The organism is Paraburkholderia sp. BL21I4N1 (genome assembly GCF_002973525.1).
GTDB lineage: Bacteria > Pseudomonadota > Gammaproteobacteria > Burkholderiales > Burkholderiaceae > Paraburkholderia.
In genome coordinates, this window is record NZ_PVEN01000001.1 from 1,161,857 (window position 1) to 1,186,600 (window position 24,744).

The window sequence follows — 24,744 nt, forward strand, 5'->3', positions numbered from 1 at the left end:
TTCAGTTTTTCCGACTGCCGCTCATGTATGCAGCGACAGGTTACCGGGCGCATGCAGCGGCGCATGTGGCGCCACGCAGGCCGGCGTGGAACGGAAGGCGCTGACCAGCGTGCGCAACGAGGCCCGCACCTGGGGATCGGAAGTCGACGAATACAGCACGACCTCACGCGAGGGCAGCGGCGGCAAGCCGAGGCGCGGCCCGACGTCGACGGTGCCGCGCGGCGCGACCCGCAGCGCGAGCGCGGCGACCGCGAGGCCGGCTTGAGCGGCCGCGCCAATCGTTGCAATGCCACCGCCGACGAATACCTCCACCCACGGTACGCGGGCTTCGTCGAGCACGCCCACGGCCATGGCCCGGACGCGGCACGGGTGGGCCTGGGTCGCGAGCCGCAGCGGCTCGCCTTCGTGATGCGTCCAGTCAGGCGTGGCCATCCAGCCGAACGGCTCTTCGAGCAACGTTTCGCCGTCGCGGCGGCTGTCGTCGTGACGCAGCACCAAAGCTGCGTCCAGCGCGCCTCGATCGAACTCGGCTTCGATTTCCCGCGAGCTCGACACGCGCATCTCTACCAGCAGGGCGGGATCGGCGCTGTGTATGTGCCGCAACAGCACGGGCAATTCGCCGCCGACAATGTGATGGCTAATACCCACTTTCAGTGTGGTGCGCTCGCGCGTCAGCGCGCCTAGCGCGTCATCGTGTGCGCCGAGCAGGTTGCGCGCGGCCTGCAGGAAGACTTCGCCCTTCGGCGACAGACGCACCATGCGCGGCGTGCGCTCGATCAGCCGGTGGCCAAGCCGGTCTTCGAGTCGTTTGAGTTTCAGACTGATCGCCGACTGCGTGCTGTCCAGCGTATCGGCCGCGCGCGTGAAGCTGCGCAGGTCGGCTACCAGCACGAAAGCCTGTACCGCTTCCAAGTCGAGTGTTTTCATGGCGATCCATATTTTTTTGACATCACTGAAATTCGTGCGGGCCTGTTTAACAACGCTGCAATTCGTGCCACGCTAACGCGATATGAGGTATTGGGCAAGCCGGTGCTCGAACGGCTGTGCCATCACGCTTGCGGCATTGCCCAGTCGCCAGGAGCCACTATGTCCGACATCATCCATGCCCACAATGACGATGCTTCGTGTGCACCTTATTCACCGCATTCGTCGAACGACGGCGGCGGTGGTGGTCCGCTTGATTCGAAACAGGCGTTGATGGCGCATCTGACAGGTTTGTGTTGCGGGGCATTGGTCATCCTCGGCACCACAGCGGCCGTGTGCGCGGTGCTGCGTCTGCTTTGATGCCGCATGGTTTTGTGGGTCGAGTGGGGTTCTGCGGTTGCCGTGTTTCTAGTGTCGCTTGTGCTTTTATGCGCCGCTTTTCATGACGCCGCGCGAACGCGCCTTTTTCCCGGCAGCGCGTTTTCACTTCCGCGCTTGCAGTACCGCGCGCCCCGCATTGCCGCTCAGCAAACTGTTCGACGGTGCATGAATCTGACTGCACAACACGTTCCGGTGATGCCGTTCAAGCGGATTGCCGCGCGCGAGTCCGTGATTGCCGGTCAATTCGAGTGCGAGATCGACCGCCTTGATCGCGTTATCGACCACCACCTGTTTGACGGTGCTCGCGAGCGTATCCGGCGCGGTGCCGTCATCGAATGCCGCGCTCGAACTCTTGAGCAGCCAGTCGTTCGTTTGCAGCAGTACCTCGATTGCGCCGACACTTTGCTGCACGGTCGCCAGGCTCGCGAGCGAGGCACCGCCGAGCGAGCCGGGCCGCCGTTCATTCAGAAACCGCACCAGCCAGTCGCGCGCGGCGCGCGCAGCACCGTCGTACACGCAGCCGACCAGCGTGAAATACCACGCGGTGCTGTGCGGATGCCGCTGCAAGCCAAGCGATGCCGGCTTCAGCGCGACTACGTCGGGCAGCGGCACGGCGACGTCGGTGAAAACCACGTCGTGACTGACGGTGGCGCGCATGCCGAGTGGGTCCCATGTTTCGACGATCCGCACGCCGGGCGCGCTGCGGGGAATCAGAAACTGGCCGAGGCGCGGTTCGGCTTCGTCGGTGCGTGCCAGTACGCTGATCCACGACAGCAGCGGTGAGCCGGTCACGTACAGCTTATGGCCCGAGATGCGCCAGTATTCGCCTTCGCGCCGTGCCAGCGTGTCCGGCAAGCCGCCGTGCGAAGGCGAACCGAGGCCTGGTTCGACCTGCGCCGCGTTGAATAGCGCAGCCCCCGTGGCCGCTTCGCGGGCCAGTCGGCGCGCCAGGTGAGCCGGCCACTCGCCGAGGCCTTCACGCTCCGAGCGGACGATCCCGGCGTGCTGGCTGTAGTGCATCGACAGGATCAACGCGACCGAGGGGTCGCCGTACGCAATCTCGCGCACCACTGCGCTGGCTGCCGCAAGACCGGCACCGTGACCGCCGTCCGCCTGCGCGACAACCAGCCGGAGCAGATCGGCCTTTTGCAGCGCGTCGAATTGCGCGGCTGGTGCCGCGCCGGTGCGATCGTGATACGCGGCGAGTAGATCGAAGTCACGACCGAGCGCGGCCGCACGGTCGATCCAGCCGTCGACGAGCGTTGATACAAGCGGTTGCCTTGCTGTCATGACGCATTCGCTCCCCTGTAACCCGGCGGCGCGATAAAACCGCCGTACGCAGTCTCGAATGCGAGCGCGAACGCGATCGTCGTGCGGTCCTCAAGGTACGCGCCAACGGCTTGTGCACTGACCGGCAAGCCATCGTCGTCGAGTCCGAGCGGAAAGCTCGTTGCGGGAAGTCCGGGCAAGACCGGCAGGCCGGCCCAGTAGAACAGCTCGAAAAACGGCAATTGACGCAACCCGTCCTGAAAGGCAACCGGATAGGCGCGTTCGTCTTTCGACAGGCTGTGGTTGTGTTCGAAGGCTGGCGTCGGCGCGACCGGCGTCACGACGACGTCGAAGGAGCCGAAAAGTTTCTCCCATGCATGCCGCAGCGCGAAGCGCTGTTCGTCTGCCTTGATCCACTCGCGATGGGACAGGGTCGGCGCACGCAGACGGGCGGCGTCGGCGCTTCGATCGTCCGGATGCAACGCCGCCCATTGTTGCTGCGCTCGTGCGCTCAACCGCGGCGGTTCGGCGAGCGACGCGCCGGAGAGCGTGCGGAACAGCGGATGCGAGCTTACGAGGTCCGGCAGCAGTCCGGCCGGCAGATCGCCGATACGGCTCACCTGCGTGCCTTGCGAGCGCAGCCGTTCAACCACGCGTTCGACGGCCCATCGCTCGGACAAGCTCGCTTCGGTGCCGGGCCACGCTTCGAGCACGAGCACGCGAAAATCCTGCAAGCGCGTCTGCCGAGGGGGCGGCAGGGTCAGCCGCCATGCCTTCCTGGCGAGCGGCTCGCGATTGACGAGTAGATCCAGCGCCAGTTCGAGATCGCCGGCACTGCGCGCAAGTGGTCCAGCCACGCTCAAATCGCGATCGACGATACGTCCGCCCGGCGCACCGGTGCCGCGCATCGACACGATCCCATAGCTCGGTTTGTGGCCGAACACGCCGGTGAAATGCGCGGGAATGCGGATCGACCCGCCGATATCCGAACCCAGCTCCAGCGCGACATACCCGGCCGCCAGCGCCGCCGCTGAACCGCCAGACGAACCGCCTGGCGAGCGTTTCAGATCCCACGGATTGCGGGTCACGCCATAGATGTCGTTATAGGTCTCCAGGTCGGCATTGGCGAGCGGAACATTGGATTTGCCCACGATCACCGCGCCCGCCTCACGCAGTGCCGCGACCGCCAGAGAGTCTTGCTCGGCACGATTGGCCGCGTACCGGGGATCGCCGCCGCTCGTGACGAGGTGGGCCACGTCAAATGATTCCTTGACGGTGACCGGCACGCCAAGCAGCGCCTTGCGTTCGCCGCGCGCGAGTGCGCTGTCGGCTTCGCGAGCGGCGCGGCGCGCACCCTCGTCGTCGCGCACGGCGATTGCGTTCACGGCACCGTCAAAACGGTCGATGCGCGCGAGTGTCTGTTCGAGCAGATCGAGCGCGGACACGCGGCCGTCGACGAGCGCCTGGGCTTGCTCGCGGGCGCTTGCAAAGCTCAGCGTAGCAAGCAGGTCTTGTGCGGAGTCTGTGGTAGCGGTGGCAGTCATGATGGCGTCCGGGATGAATTGGGTTCGCGCGAGGATCAGGTCTTTGCCTTGATGTCGAGCCAGGTGTCGGAGAAGTCGCCGGCCATCAGATCGACGCTGTTGTTCAGATTGCGCACACGCGTGTTGTAGACCTGAATCGACGGGATGCTGACGAGCGGATATACCGGCAGGTCGCGTCCGACAATCCGCTGCACCTGTTTGAACAGTACGGCGCGGTGGTTCTCGTCGGTTTCGACCGCGGCCTGGACGAACAGATGATCGACGTCCGGATTCTGGTAGTGCGACGCGTTGATCCACACAAGCGGATGTTTGACGCCGTCGCCCCAGTAGAAACGCTGCACGCCAACGCTCGGGTCGTATAGACGGCCGAGTCCGTTCAGATTGATGTCGAACTCTCGCGTGGTGTACACGCGTTTCAGGAAGGTCGGCAGATCGCCGTCGAGAATCGTCACCTTGATGCCGACTTTTGCGAGCGCGGAGCGCGTGTAAGCGGCTGTATTTTTCAGGTCGCCGCCGGTCAGATACGTGAGGCGCAACGCGAAGCGCGTGCCGTCGGCTTGACGTCGATAGCCGGCGCGATCGAGCGCCGTGTTCGCCGCGGCCACGTCGAACGGATAGCGAAAGGTGCTGTCTTCGTAGTAAGAGGACAGCACGCGCGGCACGGGCGAATCGATCAGACTCGCGTGACGGTAATAGATGTTGTCACGGATGAAGTTGCGATCGATGGCCTGCGCGATCGCGTGGCGTACCTCGGGTTTCGCGAGCGCTGCATGCTCATTGTTGAATTCGAGGAACGCGCCGTTGTTCAGATACGCGTCGTAGCTGTCGTCCACCTTCAGCTGCGGATTGCGCGCGAGGCGGGCGAGGTCGGCGAGGCCGACGTTGTTTGCCGCGTCCGCTTCGCCGGTTTCGAGCGCTGCTGAGATCGCCGCGGGGTCGCTCGCGACCTTGAAGATGACGCGCTCCAGATGCGGCGTCCCTGTGCGCCAGTAGTCTGGATTACGGCGCAGGCTCACATAGCTGCCGCGTACCCATTTATCGAAGATGAACGGACCTGTGCCAATCGGTGCGGTCGCGTTAGGGTTAGTCAGCGGATCGCTGTCGCCGTAACGGTGTTGCGGCACGATCGGCAACTCGGCGGACGAGAACGCCTTGATCAGGTAGGGCGCGGGCTTCGCCAACACGATTACCGCGGTCAGCGAATCGGGCGTATCGATCCGTTCGACGTTGGCGAGACTGATGCGTCCTCGTGGACCCAGCTTTTGTTGCGTGAGCAGCGAATAGCGCACGTCCGCCGATGTGAGCGGCTGACCGTCATGCCATTTCACGTTCGGCCTCAGCCTGAAGGTATAGCGCAGGCCGTCGGCGCTGATATCCCATGACGTGGCAAGTAACGGCTGGGGCTTGAACTGGCTGTCGTAACGCAGCAGGCCTTCGGTGATTTTCGCGCTGATGTTGCGGTTGCGCGTGTTGGTGTCGAGAAACGATACGAGTTGGGTAGCGTCTTCGGGCACGGCATAGGTCAGCGTGCCGCCGTCGACGGGCTGGTTCGACGGGGACGCCGCGGGCGTTGCGGGTGTTAGTGGTGTTGCCGCAGCGGTGAGACGCGGCAGTGCGACGGCTGCACCAGCCGAAAGCAGTGTTACCGAGGTATGCAGAAATTTTCTTCTATTGATGGTCATGATTTTTTATAAGTGGACCTGTTGAGCTTGACAGCGATGGCTTCTGTGACAGCTTGTGATTGCCTGCCATGCATCGCGGCTGAAGACCTTTCAACGCGACGCGCGGAGCAGATAGACCGCCATATTGGCGACGATCACCGTGACCGACGCGAACAGCGGCGTGCCGGGCAGGACGGCGTCGCCAGGCACCAACTTCATCAGGACGAAATTCGGCACGACCACGCCGGCCATGGTCGGCAATGCGTGGACCAGCATGCGGCGGAACTGCCGGACAAGGCGCGGCGGCAGGCTGCGCGTGCCGGGTTGCACTAACCGAAAGCACGCTGGCGACGGGGGCATGCTCATCGCTGAATCCATGCATCGGCAAAGCTCGATGCGGTTCCGTCAGCCGACAACGTGTGATCGTGCAGCGTGCGGTTGTATACCGTGACGTACTGCGGCGATGCCAGCGTGAGATCGGGCAGATCGCGCTTGACGATGCGCTGGATCTCGAGAAAGTCCTGCTTGCGGTGAGCTTCGTTGGTGGCGTCGGCGGCCTGCTGAAACAGGCGGTCGATTTCCGGATTGCTGTAGTGGGAGCCGTTCGTGAACGGTACGCCGCGACGGAAATTCGTGCTTGTATAAAGGCGCGCGACACCCACCGACGGATCGAACAGGTTGCTCATTCCGTGCACGCTCATATCGAAGTCGCGATCCGTGTACACGCGCTTCAGATAGGCCGGCAAGTCCTGATTGCGTACGGTCAGCGCAATGCCTACGCGTTTCAGCGACGTGCGCAGATACGCGCCGATGCGGTTGTACGCGTCGTTGCCGGGAAACGGATCGATCGCCAGCGCAAAGCGCATGCCGTCGGCGCCGCGCGGGAAGCCGGCGGCATCAAGGAGCGCATTCGCGTGTTTCAGGTCGTATGGATACGGACTCGGCGACGGATCCGCATAGGGACCGGGAATGATCGGGCCACTGGTCGGATTGGCGTAGCCGTAATAGATCACGTTGCGGATCACGTCGCGATCCACCGCGGACGCAATCGCCTGACGTACCGCCAGATGCTTCAAGTACTGATTGTCGAGATTGAACTCGACCCGCACCACGCCGGTTTCGAACGCGTAACCCCGGGTCTCGATACCGAGCCTCGCCTCGGCTTTGAGGCGGGCAAGATCGGACAACGGCACCGGTGTCTCACCACCTATATCCACCGATCCGTCTTCCAGTGCGATCGAGCGCGCGGCGGCGTCGCTTATGACTTTGACGACGATCCGGTCGAGGTGGGGTTTGGTCGTGTCCCAGTATTCTTCGTTTCGCACATATTCGATGTAACTGCCTCGCACCCATCTGACAAAGCGGAACGGGCCCGTTCCGATCGGCGCGTTGCTTGCCGGATTCGCCAGGACGTCAGTACCGTCGTATATATGCTTCGGCACGATCGGTGTTTCAGAGGCGGAAAAGGCCTTGATCAGATACGAGGTGGGTCGCGCGAGATGCAGCACGACCGTGTACACATCGGGCGTTGCGATGTCGGACACATTGGCGAAGGTCGAACGCGCGCGCGGATGGACCTTGCGTAAGGTCTCGATCGAATAGGCCACGTCCGCGGACGTGAAAGGCTCTCCATCGTGCCATTTGACGCCATGACGCAGATGGAACGTATAGGTGCGGCCATCGGGACTAATGTCCCACGACGTGGCAAGCAAGGGACGCGGTTGCAGATCGAGGTTGTAATCGAGTAGCCCTTCGGTGACTTTCGGGCTGACCTGCATCACGTTGGTCGCGGTGGTCGCGAGATTGACCAGCGTGGTGGGCTCCGGCGTTACCACGACATTTAACGTACCGCCGCGCGTTTGCGCTTCGACCGTATGCGCGGCGAGCGTGATCGTGACCGGCAGCGATGCCGTCAGCAGCGTGGCGAGCGCGGTGTTGGTGAGCCGGCATAGTGAATTCAGAAGCGAAGTTCGTAGGGCGTTCTGAAGCGGGCGCGGCATGGCGTAGAGTGGCATCGCGTATCGAAGAGGAGCTTGAGATAGGTGCGGGCGTGGCAACCGTGGGTGCCCGGCGCTCAATGCCTGAGTCCGGCTTCGCGCAGCAGCGGCACGACCCGTTGGCCGAAGAATTCGAGGTCCGGCGCAAAGTCATAGAAACTCACCTGGATGCCATCGACGCCTGCCGCATGCAGACGCCGGAAGTAGTCGATGATTTCGTCTGGCGAGCCGACCATCGAAATGTTTCCGCCCACCGCCCGTCGGGCCACTTGCGCACGGTCGGCCTGATTGCGCCAGGCGTGCGCATCGCTGTTGAACCGGTCGAAGTTTCCTTCCACGGCATTCGCAACGATGGCACTGCGATACGCGTGCGCTTCCGCTGAGGTTTCGCGGCAAATCACCATGGGATTAAGCAAGGTGCGGACTGTGCGGCCGTGCGCGTGAGCTGCGGCTCTTACGCGAGCGGTGTGCGCGGGTAGCGTGGCGATCGCCGTTTCGACGTCGGAGCCCTCGGGGCTTGTGATGAAGATGAAATCCGAATAGCGCGCGGCGAAGTCAATACCGGCAGTCGAGCCGGTTGCGTTGACAAGCAGAGGGCGGCCATAGCGCGGCTTCGGAGTGACGAACGCTCCGTCGAGCCGCCAGTTCGACAGTTCCGGTTGGAAAGAGAAATTATCCGGTTGCGCCCACAATTGTTGAACCGCGTCGAGAAATTCAGCCGCCAGTTCATAACGCTTGTCGTGTTCGATACGTTGCCAGCCGAACATTTCATGTTCAACCGCGCGGTGCCCGGTCACCACGTTGACGCCCCAGCGGCCTTTCGAAATGTGGTCGAGCGTCGCGCAGAATTTGGCGAAGTGCAACGGATGCCACGGGCCGTACAGCACATGGCTGGTGGCGACGAGCATGATGCGTTCGGTGGTCGCAGTCATTGCCGCGAGCGACATGAACGAGTCGAGCGCTTCCCCGTTGAATACGCCGCCATATCCGCCTTTCGGCAACCACTGCGACAGCGCGAAGACGAAGTCGAAACCGAAGCCTTCGGCCTGTTTGACTAGCGCGGCGTTGTAATCGAACGACCAGTCAGTGCTGCGCGGCAAGTTGGACGCGCTCCAGCCACCGGCCTGAATCGGCAGGAACAGGCCGAGATTCAGCGGTTGTTCGAGCAGGCGTGCAGCGGGGCTCTGCGCAAATTCCAGGGGCGAGTGCACGGGCACGAAAGGCGATGCCTGTTTCGTATCGCGGCCAACCGGTTGATCGACGACGTTTGATTCAGCCATGACGTATTGGGGGCATGTCCTGAGAATTCAAAAACGAATGCAGGAATGTCGGTGCGTGCCGTTTGCCAGGCAATTCCTGCGTTGCGGCAGCGCTCTATCGATCCAGATGCCGAACAGGTGCCGAGTAAATCACGGCGCCGTTCGACTTGCCAACGAACGAATCATGCTAAGTAATTGTTCATGGTGTGAGTTATTGACAATCATGTGAAATGAATAGGAATGCTCGTCAGTACTTTTTGCGCTTTAAAAAGCTCTTTATATTGGTTGGAAAGACTGAAGCCGGAATCTATATCTATGGCGCCGGCATGACAACGCGGGGTGAGCCGTGAGCGGCCGGGTCACCTTTGCGTCTCCCCACTTCTTCAAACATTGACAGGATATCCATGAGCATTCGCGAGATTCATCGTTCCACATTGCAAACGTGGCTCACGCAAAGCGGCTTGGGCGGCGGACAGGAACTGGCGCTGCTGGATGTACGCACCGAGGCCGATTTCGGCAAGGGCGACCCGCTGTTTGCGACGAATCTGCCACTTGCGCGGCTTGAGGCGGAAGCAGGCGATTTCGTGCCGCGCCGTTCCGTGCGCCTCGTGCTCGTGGACAGCGCCGACGGCACAGCCGCGCGTGGCGCGCAGATTCTCGAACGGCTTGGCTACAGCGACATTTATACCCTGGCGGGCGGCGTAGCTGCATGGAACGCGAGTGACGGGGCCGGTCTGCCCACCTTCGATATTCCGGGCAACATATTTGCCGGCAGCATCCGCGATTTGTGCGCCACACCGTCGATCGACGCAAAAAAACTGCAAGCTTTACGCGCCGAGGGCAAGGACGTGATCGTCATCGACACGCGCACGCCGGCTGAATTCGCACAATCGCACGTGCCTGGCGCGGTCAATGCGCCCGGCGAAGAAATTCTGCAGCGTTTTCTCGACAACGTGCCGAGTCCCGACACGTTCGTGGTCGTCTCGTGCGCAGGCTTGCCGCGCGCGGTCATAGGGGCGCAAACGTTGATCGATGCGCGTGTGCCGAATCAGGTCGCGCTGCTCGAAGACGGCACGGTCGGCTGGACACGCGCATCGTTTGAACTCGCCAGCGGCCCGGATACGTCGCGCGGACGTGCCAGCGCGAGCGCCGCCGCGTTCGGCACCGAGCGGGTGGGTCAGCTTGCCGCGCGTGGCGGCATTTCCGTGGTCGAACGCGATACCGTGGCCGTATGGCTCGCCGAGAGTGAAATACGGACAACCTATCTGCTCGACGTGCGTTCGGCGCAGGAGTACGAAGCGGGCCATCTGGCGGGGTCGATTTCATCACCTGGCGGCCAGTTGCTCGGTGTGACGTATCGAACGCTCGCTACGCGTGGCGCGCGCGTCGTGCTGATCGACGACGACGGCACACGGGCGCTTACCACCGCCTACTGGCTGAAACATCGCGGCTGGGACGTGCATGTGTTCAAGGGCGCATTGCCTGGCTTCGCGGCGCTCGCGAACGAAGTCAGTATTGGCGATTCGGTATCGTCATCACAGTTATACGAACCCCAGCATTGAAGGCGTCGCGGTGTTCTGGCAACCTGAAGTTTCGCCATTTCATGGAGGCAGATCATGCTGATCAAGCAATACGAACACCGTCTTCCGTTCGACTACGACATGGCGCAGATTCGCGAGCGCGGCCGCACACGCGGCCTCGTCTGGGACAACACCGAGGGTCTCGCGTTCAAGGCCTTTGCTTTACGTGAGCGCGGCCAGCATGGCGCGCATCACAATGCATATACGTCGATCTATTTATGGTTGCGCGACGATGCCGCGGCTGAGTTCATCACTGGGCCGCGGTTCAAGCCGGTGATCGAGTCGTTTGGCCGCCCGCCGGTGCGGACGTGGTTGCCGCTGGCCGTCCACACCGGGCAGCCTAGGCGCGCGTTGTCCATCTATCGGGAGGATGTGCCGGTCGACGAAGGCAGCGATCTGGGCGACCTGCGGGCCGCGGAGACCGCGCGGGGCGTGCTGATTGCGCAGCGTGACGATACGGTCGTTTCGCTTGTCGGCGTCGACGTGCTCAATTGGCAGCTTGCACGGTTTACCCTCAGCTCAGCGCCGTTGCACGCGGTAGAGCACGGGGTGGGTTACGAAATCGCTTATCTGGCCGCGCCGGGCTTGGCGCAACTGGCGGCGCGAGCGACCCATCCCGTCGCGGCGTGACGCGAGTTTCGCGTTACGGCGCGCATTTCAGAATCGCGCATATTCATAGCTCAATTCGCTGGTTTTGCATGACGCGCCGCGTCCCTATACTGATTCGGCAATCTGCGCCCTCCCTCCGCGTGTGCGGAATCACGCTCCGAGCGCTAACAGCCGGATCCGGTGGGGTCCGTGCGTTTTAATAAGGAATCAAGGCATGCAGGCCTCTCAGGACGCCGCGGCGCGAGCAAAGCTTCAGGCGGCACTGGCCGCGTTGCCGGCGGTGGCCAGGGCGATCGGCGAAGACGCCGCGCAACGTGAAGTGCGGCGGGAGTTGCCGTTCGACGGCTTTGCCTTGTTTCGCGAATCGGGTCTGGCGGTGCTCCGGTTTCCGGTGGAGTGGGGTGGCCTCGGTGGGTCGCTGGAAGATCTCTTCAATGTGATCGCGACATTGGGTGCGCATGAATCGAATGTCGCGCACGCTTTGCGGATTCACTACGATCTGACCGAACAATTGCTGTTGTCGCCGCGCTCGGTCTTCAACGACACGCAGATTGAACGCGTGCAGAAAGGGGCGATTTTCGGCGGTGCCTCGACGGAGCTCGGCACCTCCAGGCCCGGCGAAATCGGGACGAAACTGGTACGCGACGGTCAGCACTTCCGTGTGACAGGCAAGAAGTATTATTCGACCGGCACGGCGTTCTCCGACTATGCGCGGATCAACGTGCAGGACCAGAGCGACGAGAAGGTGTCGATCGTGATTCCGGTGTCGCGCGAAGGAGTGCAGGTGCTCGATGACTGGGACGGCATGGGACAACGCATGACGGCGAGCGGCAGTCTGGTGCTCGACAACGTCCAGGTTTTTTCTCACGAGATCGCGACGCGCGGCTATACGAGTCTCGCCGGACGGCATGGCAGCGCGGTGCGGCAGTTGCATCTGGTGACGGTCGCCGCGGGGATCGTACGCAACATCGTGGAAGATGCGCGGCGCTACGTCACGCAATATGGCCGCCCGGTGCTGCATAGCCCGGCGCCTTCCGCGCGCGCGGACGGTTTCGTGCAGCAGGTGGTGGGCGATCTGGCGGCGCACAGTTTGTCGATAGACGCGCTGGTCGCGCAGAATGCGCGTACTCTCGACCGCTCGGCCAATGCGATCTACAGCGGCGCCGTCAACGCGGAAGAAAGGGTGCTGGAAGGGGCGCTGGCCACGGCCAAAACGCAACTCGTGGTGAGCAAGCTGGCGCTGTATGCCGGCGAACGCCTGTTCGAGATTGGCGGTGCTTCGGCCACAAGCCGCGCACACAATTTCGACCGGCACTGGCGCAATCTGCGCACGATCTTCAGCCACAACCCGCTGCTGCACAAAGCTCGCGTGATCGGCGATTACGAATTGAACGGAATAACCACGCATCTGACGGAAGGACGCGTGTTTTAAAGCGCGTCGCCATCCATTCATCCATTACGAACATGGCAGACCATGAGCCGAGATTTGCTGTTACTGCTGGAACCGGGATTTACCGATCCGAAACATCCCGGTGAGCGTTTCATTTGCCCGCACGGGGCGCCCATTGAAGGTTTGCTCGCGAGCGACCCGGCGCTCAATGCGCGCCTGGAAATTCGCCGGCTGCCGTTTCCCCGACCGCGCGCTCCAGTGATCGAAGCGCTCGACGCGGAGCACCAGAGTCTGCCCGTGCTGATTCTCGGAGACGAGTATCCCGCGCCTGCCGATGCGCAGACCTTGGGCGAGAAACGCTTCGTGACGGACACGCGCCGCATTCTTGATCTGCTGGCGCAGCGTCACGGGTTCCATAAAGTGCATTGATGGGATCGAACTCGGAGACAGAACACGCCATTCCGCGTGACGTCATGACGCAACGCGGAAACAATGCGCCTCGATCAGGAATGCGATCGAGGCGCGTCGCATCGAAACGGATGCGTCAGATCAGCGGTTCCAGCAGATTGTTTGTCGCGCTCTGCCGATTCTCGCCCTCATCGCACCACGCATGATCACGCTCGCGAACCGGCGCGTTCACAACCACACCGTGTCCGCGCAAGGCCTCGAAGGCAAACATCGCGGATGTCTATCTGAACGCATGACAGGAGCGACGCGATGAGTCGAGGTTTGCGTTTTAGGGGAGTTCTCCGGCGAACCGCGTGGCAGGCGCTGCCGACGGTGATCGGCATCGTGATCCTCAACTTCTTCCTGCTGAAGCTGATGCCGGGCGACGCCGCCGACGTGCTGGCCGGCGAGTCCGGCTCCGCGACCGCGGAAACGATGCAGGTGCTGCGCGCGAAGTTTGGCCTTGACCAGCCGTTGCTGCATCAACTGTGGTCGTATCTCGCGCATCTGTCGCACTTCAGCCTCGGTTATTCGCCGCGCTACGACATGCCGGTGATGCAGCTGATTGTGTCGCGCTTGCCCAATACGCTGCTGCTGATGTGCGTGGCGTTATCGATCGCGATCGTGGCGGGCGTGGTCCTCGGCGCGGTGATGGCCCATTGGGCCGGCAAGTGGCCGGACCGTGTGCTGTCCGTGCTGGCCTTGTTGTTTTATTCGACGCCGGGCTTCTGGATTGGGCTGCTCGCGATCGTGCAGTTCTCGGTGCATCTGGGCTGGCTGCCGAGCGGCGGCAACATTACGCTCGGTGTCCCGCTCCACGGTTTCGCTTACTTCGCCGATGCAGCCAGGCACCTGCTACTGCCGGCCGGGACGTTGGCGACGTTTTTCGTCGCGATCTACGCGCGGCTGACGCGGGCCGCGATGCTGGAAGTCCAACGCCAGGACTTCGTGAGGACCGCGCAGGCCAAGGGCTTGCATCCGTGGCGCGTGACGGTGTGGCATGTGTTGCGCAATGCGCTGATGCCGCTCACGACTACCGTTGGGATTCATTTCGGCACCTTGCTGGGCGGCGCCGCAGTGACCGAGACGGTGTTCAGCTGGCCGGGCCTCGGGCGCCTCGCGCTCGACGCTGTCATGGCGCGCGACTTCAGCGTGCTGCTCGGCGTGCTGTTGCTGTCGTCGCTGCTAGTGATTGTCGCCAATGTTCTGGTCGATCTGTTGCAGGCCTGGCTTGATCCCCGCGTCGCGTGACAGATCGCGCTGACGCCTGCGGTTTTTTCAGAAGGATGACATGGCTTCCGACTCTTCGAATCTGATTCCCACAGCGCCCGAGGCCGAAGTATCGCCATGGCGGCGTGAGTTGACCGGTACGCTGTTCGGCCTGCGGCGCGGCAACACGGCTATTGCGGCAGGCCGCGCCGCGGCGGGGCGCGGCGTCTGGCGTGCACTGATGCGCAACCCATCGGCGCTCGCCGGACTCGTCCTGCTGGCCATCTTCACTGCGCTCGCGCTCAGCGCCGGACACCTGTTTCCCGGCGATCCACTCGATATGGTGGCGGCACCGTTCGAATGGCCTGGTGTGGATCCGCTCTATCGGCTCGGCACGGACTCACTGGGACGCGACGTGGCCGCGGGCATCGCGCACGGCACGCGCGTGTCGCTGCTGATCGGCGCGGCGTCGGCGGGAATCGGCCTCGTGATCGGCACGCTGGTCGGCGCGACGGGCGGCTTCTTCGGCGGTGTGATCGACGACGTGCTGGTACGGGTGACCGAACTCTTTCAAACGGTGCCGTCGTTTCTGCTGGTGATCGTGATTGTCGCAATCGGCCAACCGAGTGTGACGATCATCGCGCTCGCCATCGGCATCGCTTCCTGGCCGACCGTCGCGCGGATCGTGCGCGCCGAATTCCGCACGCTGCGCCAATCGGACTTTGTGCTCGCGGCGCGCAGCCAGGGTTTTAGCAACGCGCGCATCATCTTCGGCGAAATTTTGCCAAACGCGTTGCCGCCGGTGATCGTGACTGCGTCGGTGATGGTGGCGAGCGCGATTTTGATCGAGTCGTCGCTGTCGTTTCTCGGCATGGGCGACCCCAACGTGGCCAGCTGGGGCGGCATGATCGGCGCCGGCCGCGATTCGCTGCGCACCGCCTGGTATCTGACCGCCGTCCCCGGCGCGGCGATCGTGCTCGCGGTGCTCGCATTGAACCTGCTCGGCGACGGCCTGAACGACGCGCTCAATCCGCGCCTGCGCGAACGCGTCTGAAAACGCCCGACACCGGATTGATGAGCTGGCCAACAGGTGGTCAATGGCATGGCCTACAACGTACCCAAGGATGCACCGTGGCAAACCTGCTTGAAGTACGCGACCTACGCGTCAGTTTTGGCGCGCATGAAGCCGTGCGCGGCCTGAGCTTCGATATCGCGCAAGGCGAGACGCTGGCGCTGGTCGGTGAATCGGGCTGCGGTAAATCGGCGACCGCGCTGTCGCTGATGCGCCTCGTGCCCACGCCGGGACGCGTGACGGGGAGCTTGCGCTTCGACGGCCGCGAATTGCTGGATCTGTCGGCGCGCGAAATTCGCGAGATTCGCGGGCGGCAGATTTCAATGATTTTCCAGGAGCCGATGACGTCGCTCAACCCCGTGCTGTCGATCGGCGTGCAGATTGTCGAGACCTTGCGGCAGCATGAGCGCCTGTCCAGAGTCGCCGCGTGGAAGCGCGCGGTCGAACTGCTGGCGCAGGTGCGGATTCCCGAGCCGCAGCGGCGCGTGTTCGACTATCCGCATGAGCTGTCCGGCGGTCAGCGGCAGCGGGTGATGATCGCGATGGCGGTGGCCTGCCGCCCGCGTCTGCTGATTGCGGACGAACCGACCACCGCGCTCGATGTCACGATTCAGGCGCATATTCTCGACCTGCTCGACGGGTTGCGGCGCGAACTGTCCATGTCCTTGCTGCTGATCACGCACGACCTCGGTATCGTCTCGAAGCACGCGGACCGCGTCGCGGTGATGCTGGCGGGCGAAAAGGTCGAGGAGGCGCCAGTCGAGCGGCTCTTTACGCAACCGCGGCATCCATACACACGCGGTCTGCTGGGCGCATCACTGAATCTCACGGACGACCTGCATTATCGCGGCTGGAAACTGCCGGAAATCCGCCACGGAATCGGCGACGACGGCAAGCCGAGCTTCACGGTGGTGCCGCGTTCCGTCCGCTCCGGGCAGTATGTGGCGGATGTCTGTCGCACCGAACGTGTCGCGGCGGCCGGCGAAGCGCCGTTGCTCGAATTGCAGGACGTGCGGATCGACTATCTGCAACGTCATGGGAAAACCACGCTGCGCGCCGTGGATGGTGTGTCGCTGCGGATTGCGCGCGGCGAAACGATCGGGCTGGTGGGCGAATCCGGCTGCGGGAAATCGACGCTGTCGAAAGCGATCCTGCGGCTCGTGCCGACTGCGAGCGGTGCAATCCGTTTGCGGGGCACCGATCTCGTGCCTTTGGGCGAGCGTGACTTGCGGCCGCTGCGGCGTCACCTGCAAATGGTGTTTCAGGACCCGTATGCGTCGCTCAATCCGCGCCGCACGGTGGCGGAGATTCTCGATACGGTGCTGGTGGTGAACGGCATCGGCAACGCGCAGCAGCGTCGCTCGCGAATCGCCACCATGCTTGACCGCGTCGGATTGCCTGCTTCAGCGCTCGGCCGCTTTCCGCACGAATTTTCGGGCGGTCAGCGGCAACGCATTGGCATTGCACGGGCTCTCGTGCTTGAACCCGATCTGTTGATTTGCGATGAACCGGTGTCCGCGTTGGATGTGTCGATTCAGGCGCAGATTCTTAATCTGCTGGTCGATCTGAAACGCGATCTCGGCCTCGCGTATCTGTTCATCTCGCACGATCTTTCAGTGGTGCGCTATATCGCCGATCGCGTGCATGTGATGCAGGCAGGGCGGATTGTGGAGAGCGGGCATCATCGGGACATTTGGCGAGCGCCGCAGCATCCGTATACGCGCACGCTGCTCGCAGCGATTCCGGGCAAGACTTTCGACGCACAGGCCGCCTGATCCGGATGCCGGCCGGATTGGCGATTACGCCCCGCTCGGTGATCTCGACGGGAGTCAACCATGGCTTCGGTGACGTCGTGATGACGGCGCGGAACGGTATGGCAGCGTTAGCGCCGGCATAGCAGGGGAGAAGGGAACAGGCACGGGCCGGCTCGCCTTGACGCGAGTACCGGCCCATGTTCCTTACGCTCAACCGCGCGATTGTTTCGCGGCTGACGGTACGGATCCTCAGAAATCGAGTCCCGGCCCACCCGCGCCTGGACCGCCCGGCTGGCCCGCCGCGGGCGCATCCTTCGGTGCCTCGTGCACGGTGGCGTCGGTGGTCAGCAGCAGACCCGCGACCGATGCCGCGTTTTGCAGCGCCGTGCGCGTCACCTTGGTCGGATCGAGCACGCCCGATTCCACCAAGTCCCCGTATTCGCCTGTCTGCGCGTTATAGCCGAAATTGCCCGTGCCGTCCGCCACCTTCGCGACGACCACGCTGGCTTCCTCGCCGGCGTTCGTTACGATCTGACGCAGCGGTTCTTCGAGCGCGCGCAGCACGATCTTGATGCCCGCGTCCTGGTCGGCATTCACGCCCTTGAGCGCGCTGATGGCCTGCTTCACGCGAATCAGCGCGACGCCGCCGCCCGCCACGATGCCTTCCTCGACAGCGGCGCGCGTTGCATGGAGCGCATCGTCGACACGGTCTTTCTTTTCCTTGACCTCGATTTCAGTCGCGCCGCCCACCTTGATGACCGCCACGCCGCCGGCCAGTTTCGCGACACGTTCCTGCAGTTTCTCGCGGTCGTAGTCCGAGGTCGCTTCGTCGATCTGCGTGCGGATCTGCTTCACCCGCGCTTCGATGTTCTTGCTGTCGCCCGCACCGTCGATGACGGTGGTGTTTTCCTTGCCGACCTCGATCCGCTTGGCCTGACCCAGTTCCGCAAGCGTCGCTTTCTCGAGCGACAGACCCGTTTCTTCGGCGATCACCTGGCCGCCCGTCAGAATCGCGATGTCTTCGAGCAGCGCCTTGCGGCGATCGCCGAAGCCCGGTGCCTTGACCGCGACGGTCTTCAGAATGCCGCGAATGTTGTTGACCACCAGCGTGGCGAGCGCTTCGCCCTCCACGTCTTCCGCGATGATCAGCAGCGGGCGGCCCGCTTTCGCGACCTGTTCCAGCGCCGGCAGCAGATCGCGAATGTTCGAGACTTTCTTGTCGTGCAACAGGATGTACGGGTTGTCGAGCACCGCGACCTGCTTGTCCTGATCGTTGATGAAATACGGTGACAGGTAGCCCCGATCGAATTGCAGGCCTTCCACCACGTCGAGTTCGTCATCGAGCGATTTGCCGTCTTCGACCGTGATTACGCCTTCCTTGCCGACGCGGTCGATCGCTTCCGCGATCCGCTGACCGATCGACTCCTCGCCGTTCGCCGAGATCGTCGCGACCTGGGCGATTTCCTTGCTGGTGGTGGTCGGCTTGCTGATCTTCTTCAATTCGTCGATGGCGGCCACGACCGCCTTGTCGATGCCGCGCTTCAGGTCGAGCGGATTCAAGCCGGCCGCGACATATTTCTGTCCTTCACGCACGATCGCCTGGGCGAGTACGGTGGCGGTGGTGGTGCCGTCACCGGCGGCGTCGCTGGTGCGGGAGGCGACTTCCTTTACCAGTTGCGCGCCGATGTTCTGCACCCGGTCCAGCAACTCGATTTCCTTCGCGACCGAAACGCCGTCCTTGGTCACGACCGGCGAGCCGAAGCTACGCTCCAGCACGACATTGCGGCCCTTCGGCCCGAGCGTCACCTTGACCGCGTTGGCGAGAATGTTCACGCCTTCGACCAGTTTCGAACGCGCCACATCGCTAAAAATGATTTCTTTTGCTGCCATGTTCGAAGCTCCTTATTGAGTGACGACGGCGACCACGTCTTCTTCACGCAGCACCAGCAATTCGGTGCCGTCTACCTTGACGGACTGCCCCGCGTATTTGCCGAACAGCACGCGCTCGCCGACTTTCAGATCGGGCTCGATACGTTTGCCGTCGCTGTCGCGCTTGCCCGGACCGATGGCAATCACTTCGCCCTGATCGGGTTTTTCCGCGGCACTTTCGGGAATCACGATGCCCGAAGCGGTTTTGGTTTCCTGGTCGAGACGCTTGACGATCAAGCGGTCATGCAAAGGGCGTAGGCTCATGGTTCGATTTCCGCAGTTTGAATTCTGGCACTCGTCGTTGGTGAGTGCTGACCGGAATCGAATATACAAACATGCGGCCCGTCGCTCCAATAACCTATTCATCGAAGGTTATGAGCATTTGGCATTTGTTGTGCAATGCGCCTGAACCGTGGCGCCCGACGTTGAAACGCGCTGATTAACTCATGAGCCTTGGGGGTCTCGGATCTTATAGGGCTTGTTTTGCGGTTTAGCGTTCAGCAGTAGAGGGTAGGTTAGCTTCACGCGGCTCTCCTCGACGGACAACTACCATGATTTTTGCCCGCAATTTACCCGCAAAACCGTCGGCAGCATGCGGACTACTCTGGATCAACCCGGATAGATCCCCATAAAGCGGAGACGCAACTGAAGCGAATGCATAAAGTTTCAGCCATTCTCTGTAACCCCTTACTAGAAAGCATCCCGAACGTTCTATGTATTGCTGGCGGGACGTCTCGTAGACCTCCCGCAGCGCAAACCACGGCACATGCGGCAAGTCGTGATGCACCAGATGGTAGTTGTTGTTCAGAAACAGCAAGCGCCAGAACCATGACGCTTCGTTAATCACCGTGCGATGTTCAGGAGCCTGCGCGACGCGATGCTCCTGGAACGAGCGAATCGAACCCAGCGACAGCGCGCCATAACCCGCGCCGAGAATAAACACCCACGCCGGTATCCCGCAGTCACTCCGCAACCATAACGTGAGCGTAGCCAACGCCGCGAAATGCGCCAACCACACCGGCACATCACGCCAATCACCGCGTCTGACTTTGGCGAGCGCATCCACGCCGGTCGCTGCGATAGAAAACGCGGGTCCAACCAGCAATCTACCGATAAACGTATTCCGGAAAGTCAGCAGCGCGCGAATCGCCCACCCCGCGCGTTGCCACACCAACGCATCGACAAAATAGCTTTCCGGATCGCGTTCCGGATGCGTCAAATGCACGTCGTCATGATGCTGAAGATGTGAATCCCGATAGATGCCGTAGGGAAACCACACGGCCAGCGGCGCCAAGCCGAGCCCGGCGTTGAACGCACGCGAGTGGGTTGGATGACCATGCAACAGTTCGTGCTGCAGCGACATGTACCACGCACCGAACCAGGCCAGCAGAGCGGCGGTAAGCGGCAAACCGAGCTCACGCGCATGGGTGGCCACGCCGAACCATCCGCTATAAATCGTGACGATCAGTGCCCATGTGGGCCACTGCGTGCGCCATGTCCAGCTTGTCGCGAGTCGGGCGAGGGTTTTGCGCTGCGTATCGTCGAGGTAAAACGCCATGGGCTGGATCGGTCGAAGTGCATGTTTAACCCGATCCTACGGACCCATGGGCGCCGCCCGAACCAATTTGTTCAGCAATGCATCTGCCTGATCGTGCTTAGGCGTGGCAGATCACGCTAGCCTGTTTCCGGCGTGATCCGACGCCTCAATGATGCTCAGTGCGCGTCCGCCACGCGGCACGCGTGATCGAGCAAGGGTTCGGCGGTGCCGCTGCCGTTGTCCACTTCCGTACCGCTATTCACGAGTAGCCAGCCGTCCTGTTCCGCGGACGGCCCCGCGCCCGTCACGAGAATGGTTTGTGTGGCCATTGCCGCGTCACCCGGGTTGTCGCGTGCGACAACCCGGAAGGGATTGCTGCCGTTCGTCAGCGTGGTGACGCGCATGATCCGGTAGCGGTTGCCGTCGAGCGTGTCCCAATGCCATTCGCCAGGCACATCCTTCGCGTGACGCGCAAGCGCCTCGCCAATATCACCGCGCATGCAATCGATATGAATATGCAGCTGGTTTTGCGAACGCCGATACTTCGAATTGATTTCAAGGCCGAGTTGATTGTCGGGCAGCGTGCGTTTGACCGATTGCTCGACGTAACGGCGCGAATCCCACGCGTCGACCCAATAGTCCTGCGCATGCGGTGCCAGCACGAGCGGGCTTTCGATCCCGGTGATGCGGTCGGTTGGAATCAGTAGATGCTGTGAGCGTCCGACGATGTCCTTCAGGATCGCATAGCGTTTGTCGAGATCGACGGTCGTACATTGGCCTGGCGTGCCGGTTGCCTGTTGCGACGGCACGCAGCGCAGATCGACGATCTTCCATAGCGCGTTGGAATCGACCGTGGCGAGGCGTGCGCAGCCGGTGGTTGCAAGCGCAACGGTCAGCGCGGCCAACGTAGCCTTCAGGCCAGCGCTGCCGCGCGAAAGAGCCCGGAATGCCAGGCGGGGCGTAAGTGTTTTCAACGGTGCATCGGTCGGCGTTTTTATCGGCGCAGTCGTCGGCATGGGGTGGGTATTTTAAAAGGTAGGTCGCGGCGTGGATCAAAGCGTCGGTGCGGGCAGCACGCCGAGCCACTGCTCGACCGCGACGCCGATCGCCAGCAGCCGCCGGTCTTCACCCAGTGGCCCATCCAGTTCCAGACCGACCGGCAAACCACCCGGCGTCATGCCGGCCGGCAGTGACAGCCCCGGAATGCCCGACGTGCTGGCCGGATCGGTATTGCGCAGGAACGCGTCCATGGTGTCGATCGGTTCGCCGCCGTCGATGCTGACGAACGACGAGCCATACACATCGTCGATCGGTGCCGCGGCGAGACGCGTGGTCGGAAACAGCAGCGCGTCGAGCCGCTCATCGGCGAACGTCGCTGCCATGTACGCCTGCAAACGCGGCCGCCACAGATTCAGCGCGTCGTCGTATTGCGCGGCAAGCACGTCGCCGAGCACGCCGTCGTAAATCGCGCGCACGTCGGGGCTGGCGATGCGAGCCGCGAGTTCGGCAACGGTTTTAACCGGCGCGTCATTCGCGACGAGCCAGGCGCGCACATCGTCGAGCGCTTCGTGGATCGCAATCGGGCCGCCCACCATACCGTTCAAATGATCGAGTTCGTGCATCGCCACCGGCACGAACACCACGCCCGCTGCCTGCAACCGCTGCACCGCGTCGCGCGCGATGTCTTCCACCTGCCGTTCGAGGCCTTCCCACAGCGGCGCGGGCAAACCGATGCGCAAGTCGGTCAGCGCGATAGCCGGTAACGCGCCGCTGCCGGTCATCACGCCGTCCAGCAGTGCGATATCGGCGACGGTGCGCGCCATCGGTCCGACCGTATCGCGCGTATGACTGATCGGCACCACGGCATCTGGGTCGTGATAGCGCCGTTCAGTGCCCCCGTTGCCGACCGAAGGACGAAACCCCGCGGTGCCCGTCAGCGCCGCCGGAATACGCGTCGAGCCGCCGGTGTCGGTGCCGAGGCCGGCCGGCACGATGCGCGCGGCAATCGCCGCCGCCGTGCCGCCCGACGAACCGCCGGGAATTCGCTTGGGATCGTACGGATTGCGCACCGGGCGCGCGTGCGTGGCGAGGTTCGTGCTGGTGATGCCGAACGCGAGTTCGTGCATGTTGGCCTTGCCGAGCACGATTGCGCCGGCATCGACCAGACGCTGCACCGACGGTGCGTTCGCCTTCGGGATGAAGCCTTCCAGCGCCGGCGTGCCCGCCGAGGTTTGCAAACCGGCCGTGTTGATGTTGTCCTTCACGACGATGGGCAAGCCGGCCAGCGGCAGTTGTGCGAGCGCGGCGGCCGGCAATGCGTCGATGCGCCGCGCGGCGGCAAGGGCGCCGTCGAGGTCGAGCGTGGTGAGTGCATTGAGGCTTTCGAGCGACGCGGCGCGCGCTAGCAACGTGGCCACGTAGTCGGCGGCTTTGAGGCGACCCGACTGGATGGCGGCGATGGCTTCGGTGGCGGTGAGCGCGAGTTGTTCATCGACGGTCCATGTCATGGCCGATGTCTCCATAGGTTGGGGTGCGGGGGCGGCGCGACGGGTTTCGTCACGGGCAGTGAGCGCGGTGCGGCACGCGCGAACGCAGGCCATTCGGCGGCGATCGCGGGACCGGTACGGGAGCGTGGAAAAGGAGAAGGCAGGCAGCGGAAGGCGGCGACAGCAGTCGATACGTCGGTCATGGCGGGCGTGCAGGGGACGAGCTCGAGGTGTCGTCTATTCTGGCACAACCTGTCGGGCGTCGATGCCGGTCGACGCAAAGGCTCGGTGGATGGCGTTACTGGTGGTTATCGATCCACATGCGTCCCCAGCGAAACGCGTAAGCCAGCGCATGCTCTTCGTCGAAGAAGTAATCCAGCGCGTCAAACGAATAGGCTTGCTCGTGGTTCGAAGCGGTTTTCTCGATCGTCAGATTGGCGGCAAACAGGCCGTTGGGCAGGCGTTGCGCAACCGGTGCGACTTCGTAACCCTTGTAGCGGAGATGTGAATTCATGGTCGTGGCAGTGAGTATGCCCGCGTGCGTTGTCGAGGAAGCCGGCACGTGGGACGCGCATTGGCGGCGTCGGGCGGCCGGTGAGTCGGCGGGCAGGATCAAGCGTAGGGGGCACTGCGCAGCCGGTGAACCAATCATTCGTCGTAAGCAAATCAGCGGGGTTCGGGAACGGACTTCATCCGGCCGCATCGGACCATGTTGGTTGTGCTCGAACACACTATCCGGCGTGGCGGGACCGTGGTCTGTTATGTGCCGCACGGTTCGGACAAGCGCGAACGCCGTGGGCCGGCAATGCGGCGCCACGGCTGGCGGAAAACGTATTTCGGGGAGCTTAGACGGCGTGCAGCAAGCGCGCGGGTTGCGCTTCGTTGCGGGCCGTTTCGTTCTGCGCACCGGCGACCGGCGCGGCAGCCGGCGTGCGATGCGACGCAAAGGCCAGCGCGAATTGCGCGGCCTGCTGGCCGACCGTGGCGAGCTGATCGACCACTTTCGGATCCGAACAGGTGTCGACGCTGTCGAAGCGCGTTTCCAGCGTATTGATGCCGGCGCCGAACGGCGTGGGCCAGCCGCGCAGCGCGTGGACGATCGAGCGTAGCGACGTCAGCACCGAACCGGCGGCTTGCCAGCCATAGGCGGTGACGATGCAGCCGACCGCGCGGCCGTCCAGATAGGGACGCTCGTCGGCGCGCAATTCCTCGAGCGTATCCAGCGCGTTCTTGACGAGCCCGGACACGCCGCCGTGATAACCCGGCGTGGCGATGATGAGCGCGTCCGCGTGGCGCACGGCTTCGATCAGTTCGAGCTGTTCGTCGGTGCGGGCGGGATTTTCAGGGGCGTAGTGGGGCAGGCTATGCAGGAACGTGCCGCCGAACAGGCGGGTTTGTGCGCCGGCGGCTTCCGCACCGCGCAACGCAAAGCCGAGCGCGCGCTCGGTCGACGAAGCGGCGCGGGTCGTGCCGCCGATGCCGATAACGAGAGGCCGGCGCTGATGATCGAAACTGGTCAACGAAATGCTCCTTCGGTAACGGCTCACGGCCTGCCGGCGCGGGGCTGCGCGCGGCGAAGCCGGGACGAACCGGACTTTGAAGTGTCATCTTAAAGACCATCGCCTGCGGCGCGAAGCGACTTTTTGTTCTAACGATATAACCCGTGTGGGGCAGTGGGGGGTTTTTCTGCTCGCGA

23 protein-coding genes are annotated in these 24,744 nt (G+C 63.1%); 8 read left to right on the plus strand and 15 right to left on the minus strand.

Annotated features, from left to right (window positions below; translation table 11 throughout):
• Positions 1-21: 21 nt before the first annotated feature.
• On the minus strand, positions 22-927 hold the full coding sequence (locus B0G83_RS05100) for a LysR family transcriptional regulator (protein ID WP_105506289.1): 906 nt from the start codon (positions 925-927) through the stop codon (positions 22-24).
• A gap of 159 nt (positions 928-1,086) precedes the next feature.
• Between B0G83_RS05100 and B0G83_RS05105 the strand changes: the two genes are divergently transcribed.
• Positions 1,087-1,284 carry a hypothetical protein gene (locus tag B0G83_RS05105; protein ID WP_105506290.1) on the plus strand — a complete coding sequence of 66 codons (198 nt, stop codon included), beginning with the start codon at positions 1,087-1,089 and terminating at the stop codon, positions 1,282-1,284.
• Between the two features lie 123 nt (positions 1,285-1,407).
• Here the strand turns inward: B0G83_RS05105 and B0G83_RS05110 are convergent, their stop codons facing one another.
• The 6 genes from B0G83_RS05110 to B0G83_RS05135 form a co-directional block, all read right to left on the minus strand.
• Positions 1,408-2,595 carry an acyl-CoA dehydrogenase family protein gene (locus tag B0G83_RS05110; RefSeq protein ID WP_105506291.1) on the minus strand — a complete coding sequence of 396 codons (1,188 nt, stop codon included), beginning with the start codon at positions 2,593-2,595 and terminating at the stop codon, positions 1,408-1,410.
• Positions 2,592-4,118 carry an amidase gene (locus tag B0G83_RS05115; protein ID WP_105506292.1) on the minus strand — a complete coding sequence of 509 codons (1,527 nt, stop codon included), beginning with the start codon at positions 4,116-4,118 and terminating at the stop codon, positions 2,592-2,594. Before B0G83_RS05115 ends, B0G83_RS05110 begins: the two co-directional genes overlap by 4 nt.
• A gap of 35 nt (positions 4,119-4,153) precedes the next feature.
• Positions 4,154-5,800: an ABC transporter substrate-binding protein gene (locus tag B0G83_RS05120; RefSeq protein ID WP_105506293.1), complete on the minus strand. Its 1,647-nt coding sequence runs from the start codon at positions 5,798-5,800 to the stop codon at positions 4,154-4,156.
• A 90-nt stretch (positions 5,801-5,890) separates the two neighbouring features.
• On the minus strand, positions 5,891-6,145 hold the full coding sequence (locus B0G83_RS05125; RefSeq protein WP_146120159.1) for a hypothetical protein: 255 nt from the start codon (positions 6,143-6,145) through the stop codon (positions 5,891-5,893).
• Positions 6,142-7,779, minus strand: a complete 1,638-nt coding sequence (locus tag B0G83_RS05130; RefSeq protein WP_105506295.1) for an ABC transporter substrate-binding protein — start codon at positions 7,777-7,779, stop codon at positions 6,142-6,144. The genes B0G83_RS05125 and B0G83_RS05130 overlap by 4 nt, the downstream gene beginning before the upstream one ends.
• A gap of 74 nt (positions 7,780-7,853) precedes the next feature.
• Positions 7,854-9,056: an LLM class flavin-dependent oxidoreductase gene (locus tag B0G83_RS05135; protein ID WP_105506296.1), complete on the minus strand. Its 1,203-nt coding sequence runs from the start codon at positions 9,054-9,056 to the stop codon at positions 7,854-7,856.
• Between the two features lie 383 nt (positions 9,057-9,439).
• On the opposite strand from B0G83_RS05135, the gene B0G83_RS05140 reads away from it, so the two are divergent.
• The 4 genes from B0G83_RS05140 to B0G83_RS05155 all read left to right on the plus strand — a co-directional run bounded on the left by B0G83_RS05140 (position 9,440) and on the right by B0G83_RS05155 (position 13,043).
• Positions 9,440-10,597, plus strand: coding sequence for a rhodanese-like domain-containing protein (locus B0G83_RS05140; RefSeq protein WP_105506297.1), 1,158 nt, complete (start codon positions 9,440-9,442; stop codon positions 10,595-10,597).
• Between the two features lie 54 nt (positions 10,598-10,651).
• Positions 10,652-11,245, plus strand: coding sequence for a DUF4865 family protein (locus tag B0G83_RS05145; RefSeq protein WP_105506298.1), 594 nt, complete (start codon positions 10,652-10,654; stop codon positions 11,243-11,245).
• A 193-nt stretch (positions 11,246-11,438) separates the two neighbouring features.
• Complete coding sequence (locus B0G83_RS05150; RefSeq protein ID WP_105506299.1) at positions 11,439-12,656, plus strand: acyl-CoA dehydrogenase family protein; 1,218 nt, start codon at positions 11,439-11,441, stop codon at positions 12,654-12,656.
• A gap of 42 nt (positions 12,657-12,698) precedes the next feature.
• Entirely contained in the window at positions 12,699-13,043 is a 345-nt protein-coding gene (locus B0G83_RS05155) for a DUF3088 domain-containing protein (protein WP_105506300.1), read from the plus strand.
• A gap of 115 nt (positions 13,044-13,158) precedes the next feature.
• Here the strand turns inward: B0G83_RS05155 and B0G83_RS39055 are convergent, their stop codons facing one another.
• Entirely contained in the window at positions 13,159-13,293 is a 135-nt protein-coding gene (locus B0G83_RS39055) for a hypothetical protein (RefSeq protein WP_258167707.1), read from the minus strand.
• 38 nt (positions 13,294-13,331) lie between these two features.
• On the opposite strand from B0G83_RS39055, the gene B0G83_RS05160 reads away from it, so the two are divergent.
• From B0G83_RS05160 to B0G83_RS05170, 3 genes are all read left to right on the plus strand, one after another.
• A complete protein-coding gene (locus tag B0G83_RS05160; protein WP_105506301.1) occupies positions 13,332-14,312 on the plus strand; it encodes an ABC transporter permease in 981 nt (326 codons plus the stop codon).
• 40 nt (positions 14,313-14,352) lie between these two features.
• Positions 14,353-15,324 (plus strand): ABC transporter permease, encoded by a 972-nt coding sequence (locus tag B0G83_RS05165; protein WP_105506302.1) that lies wholly within the window; start codon positions 14,353-14,355, stop codon positions 15,322-15,324.
• Positions 15,325-15,401: 77 nt separating this feature from the next.
• Positions 15,402-17,117: an ABC transporter ATP-binding protein gene (locus B0G83_RS05170; protein ID WP_105506303.1), complete on the plus strand. Its 1,716-nt coding sequence runs from the start codon at positions 15,402-15,404 to the stop codon at positions 17,115-17,117.
• A 228-nt stretch (positions 17,118-17,345) separates the two neighbouring features.
• On the opposite strand, the gene groL is transcribed toward B0G83_RS05170, so the two are convergent.
• The 7 genes from groL to B0G83_RS05205 all read right to left on the minus strand — a co-directional run bounded on the left by groL (position 17,346) and on the right by B0G83_RS05205 (position 24,568).
• Positions 17,346-18,986, minus strand: a complete 1,641-nt coding sequence (gene groL / locus B0G83_RS05175) for a chaperonin GroEL (RefSeq protein WP_105506304.1) — start codon at positions 18,984-18,986, stop codon at positions 17,346-17,348.
• A gap of 12 nt (positions 18,987-18,998) precedes the next feature.
• The gene (locus tag B0G83_RS05180) at positions 18,999-19,289 is read right to left on the minus strand and encodes a co-chaperone GroES (protein ID WP_011493321.1); all 291 of its coding nucleotides are present in this window, start codon (positions 19,287-19,289) and stop codon (positions 18,999-19,001) included.
• 226 nt (positions 19,290-19,515) lie between these two features.
• Positions 19,516-20,583, minus strand: a complete 1,068-nt coding sequence (locus B0G83_RS05185; protein ID WP_105506305.1) for a fatty acid desaturase — start codon at positions 20,581-20,583, stop codon at positions 19,516-19,518.
• 155 nt (positions 20,584-20,738) lie between these two features.
• A complete protein-coding gene (locus B0G83_RS05190) occupies positions 20,739-21,536 on the minus strand; it encodes a CDP-diacylglycerol diphosphatase (protein ID WP_374954885.1) in 798 nt (265 codons plus the stop codon).
• Positions 21,537-21,614: 78 nt separating this feature from the next.
• The gene (gene iaaH, locus B0G83_RS05195; RefSeq protein ID WP_105506307.1) at positions 21,615-23,069 is read right to left on the minus strand and encodes an indoleacetamide hydrolase; all 1,455 of its coding nucleotides are present in this window, start codon (positions 23,067-23,069) and stop codon (positions 21,615-21,617) included.
• A 277-nt stretch (positions 23,070-23,346) separates the two neighbouring features.
• Complete coding sequence (locus tag B0G83_RS05200) at positions 23,347-23,562, minus strand: transcriptional regulator (RefSeq protein WP_105506308.1); 216 nt, start codon at positions 23,560-23,562, stop codon at positions 23,347-23,349.
• Positions 23,563-23,893: 331 nt separating this feature from the next.
• Complete coding sequence (locus B0G83_RS05205) at positions 23,894-24,568, minus strand: NADPH-dependent FMN reductase (protein ID WP_105506309.1); 675 nt, start codon at positions 24,566-24,568, stop codon at positions 23,894-23,896.
• Positions 24,569-24,744 lie beyond the last annotated feature (176 nt).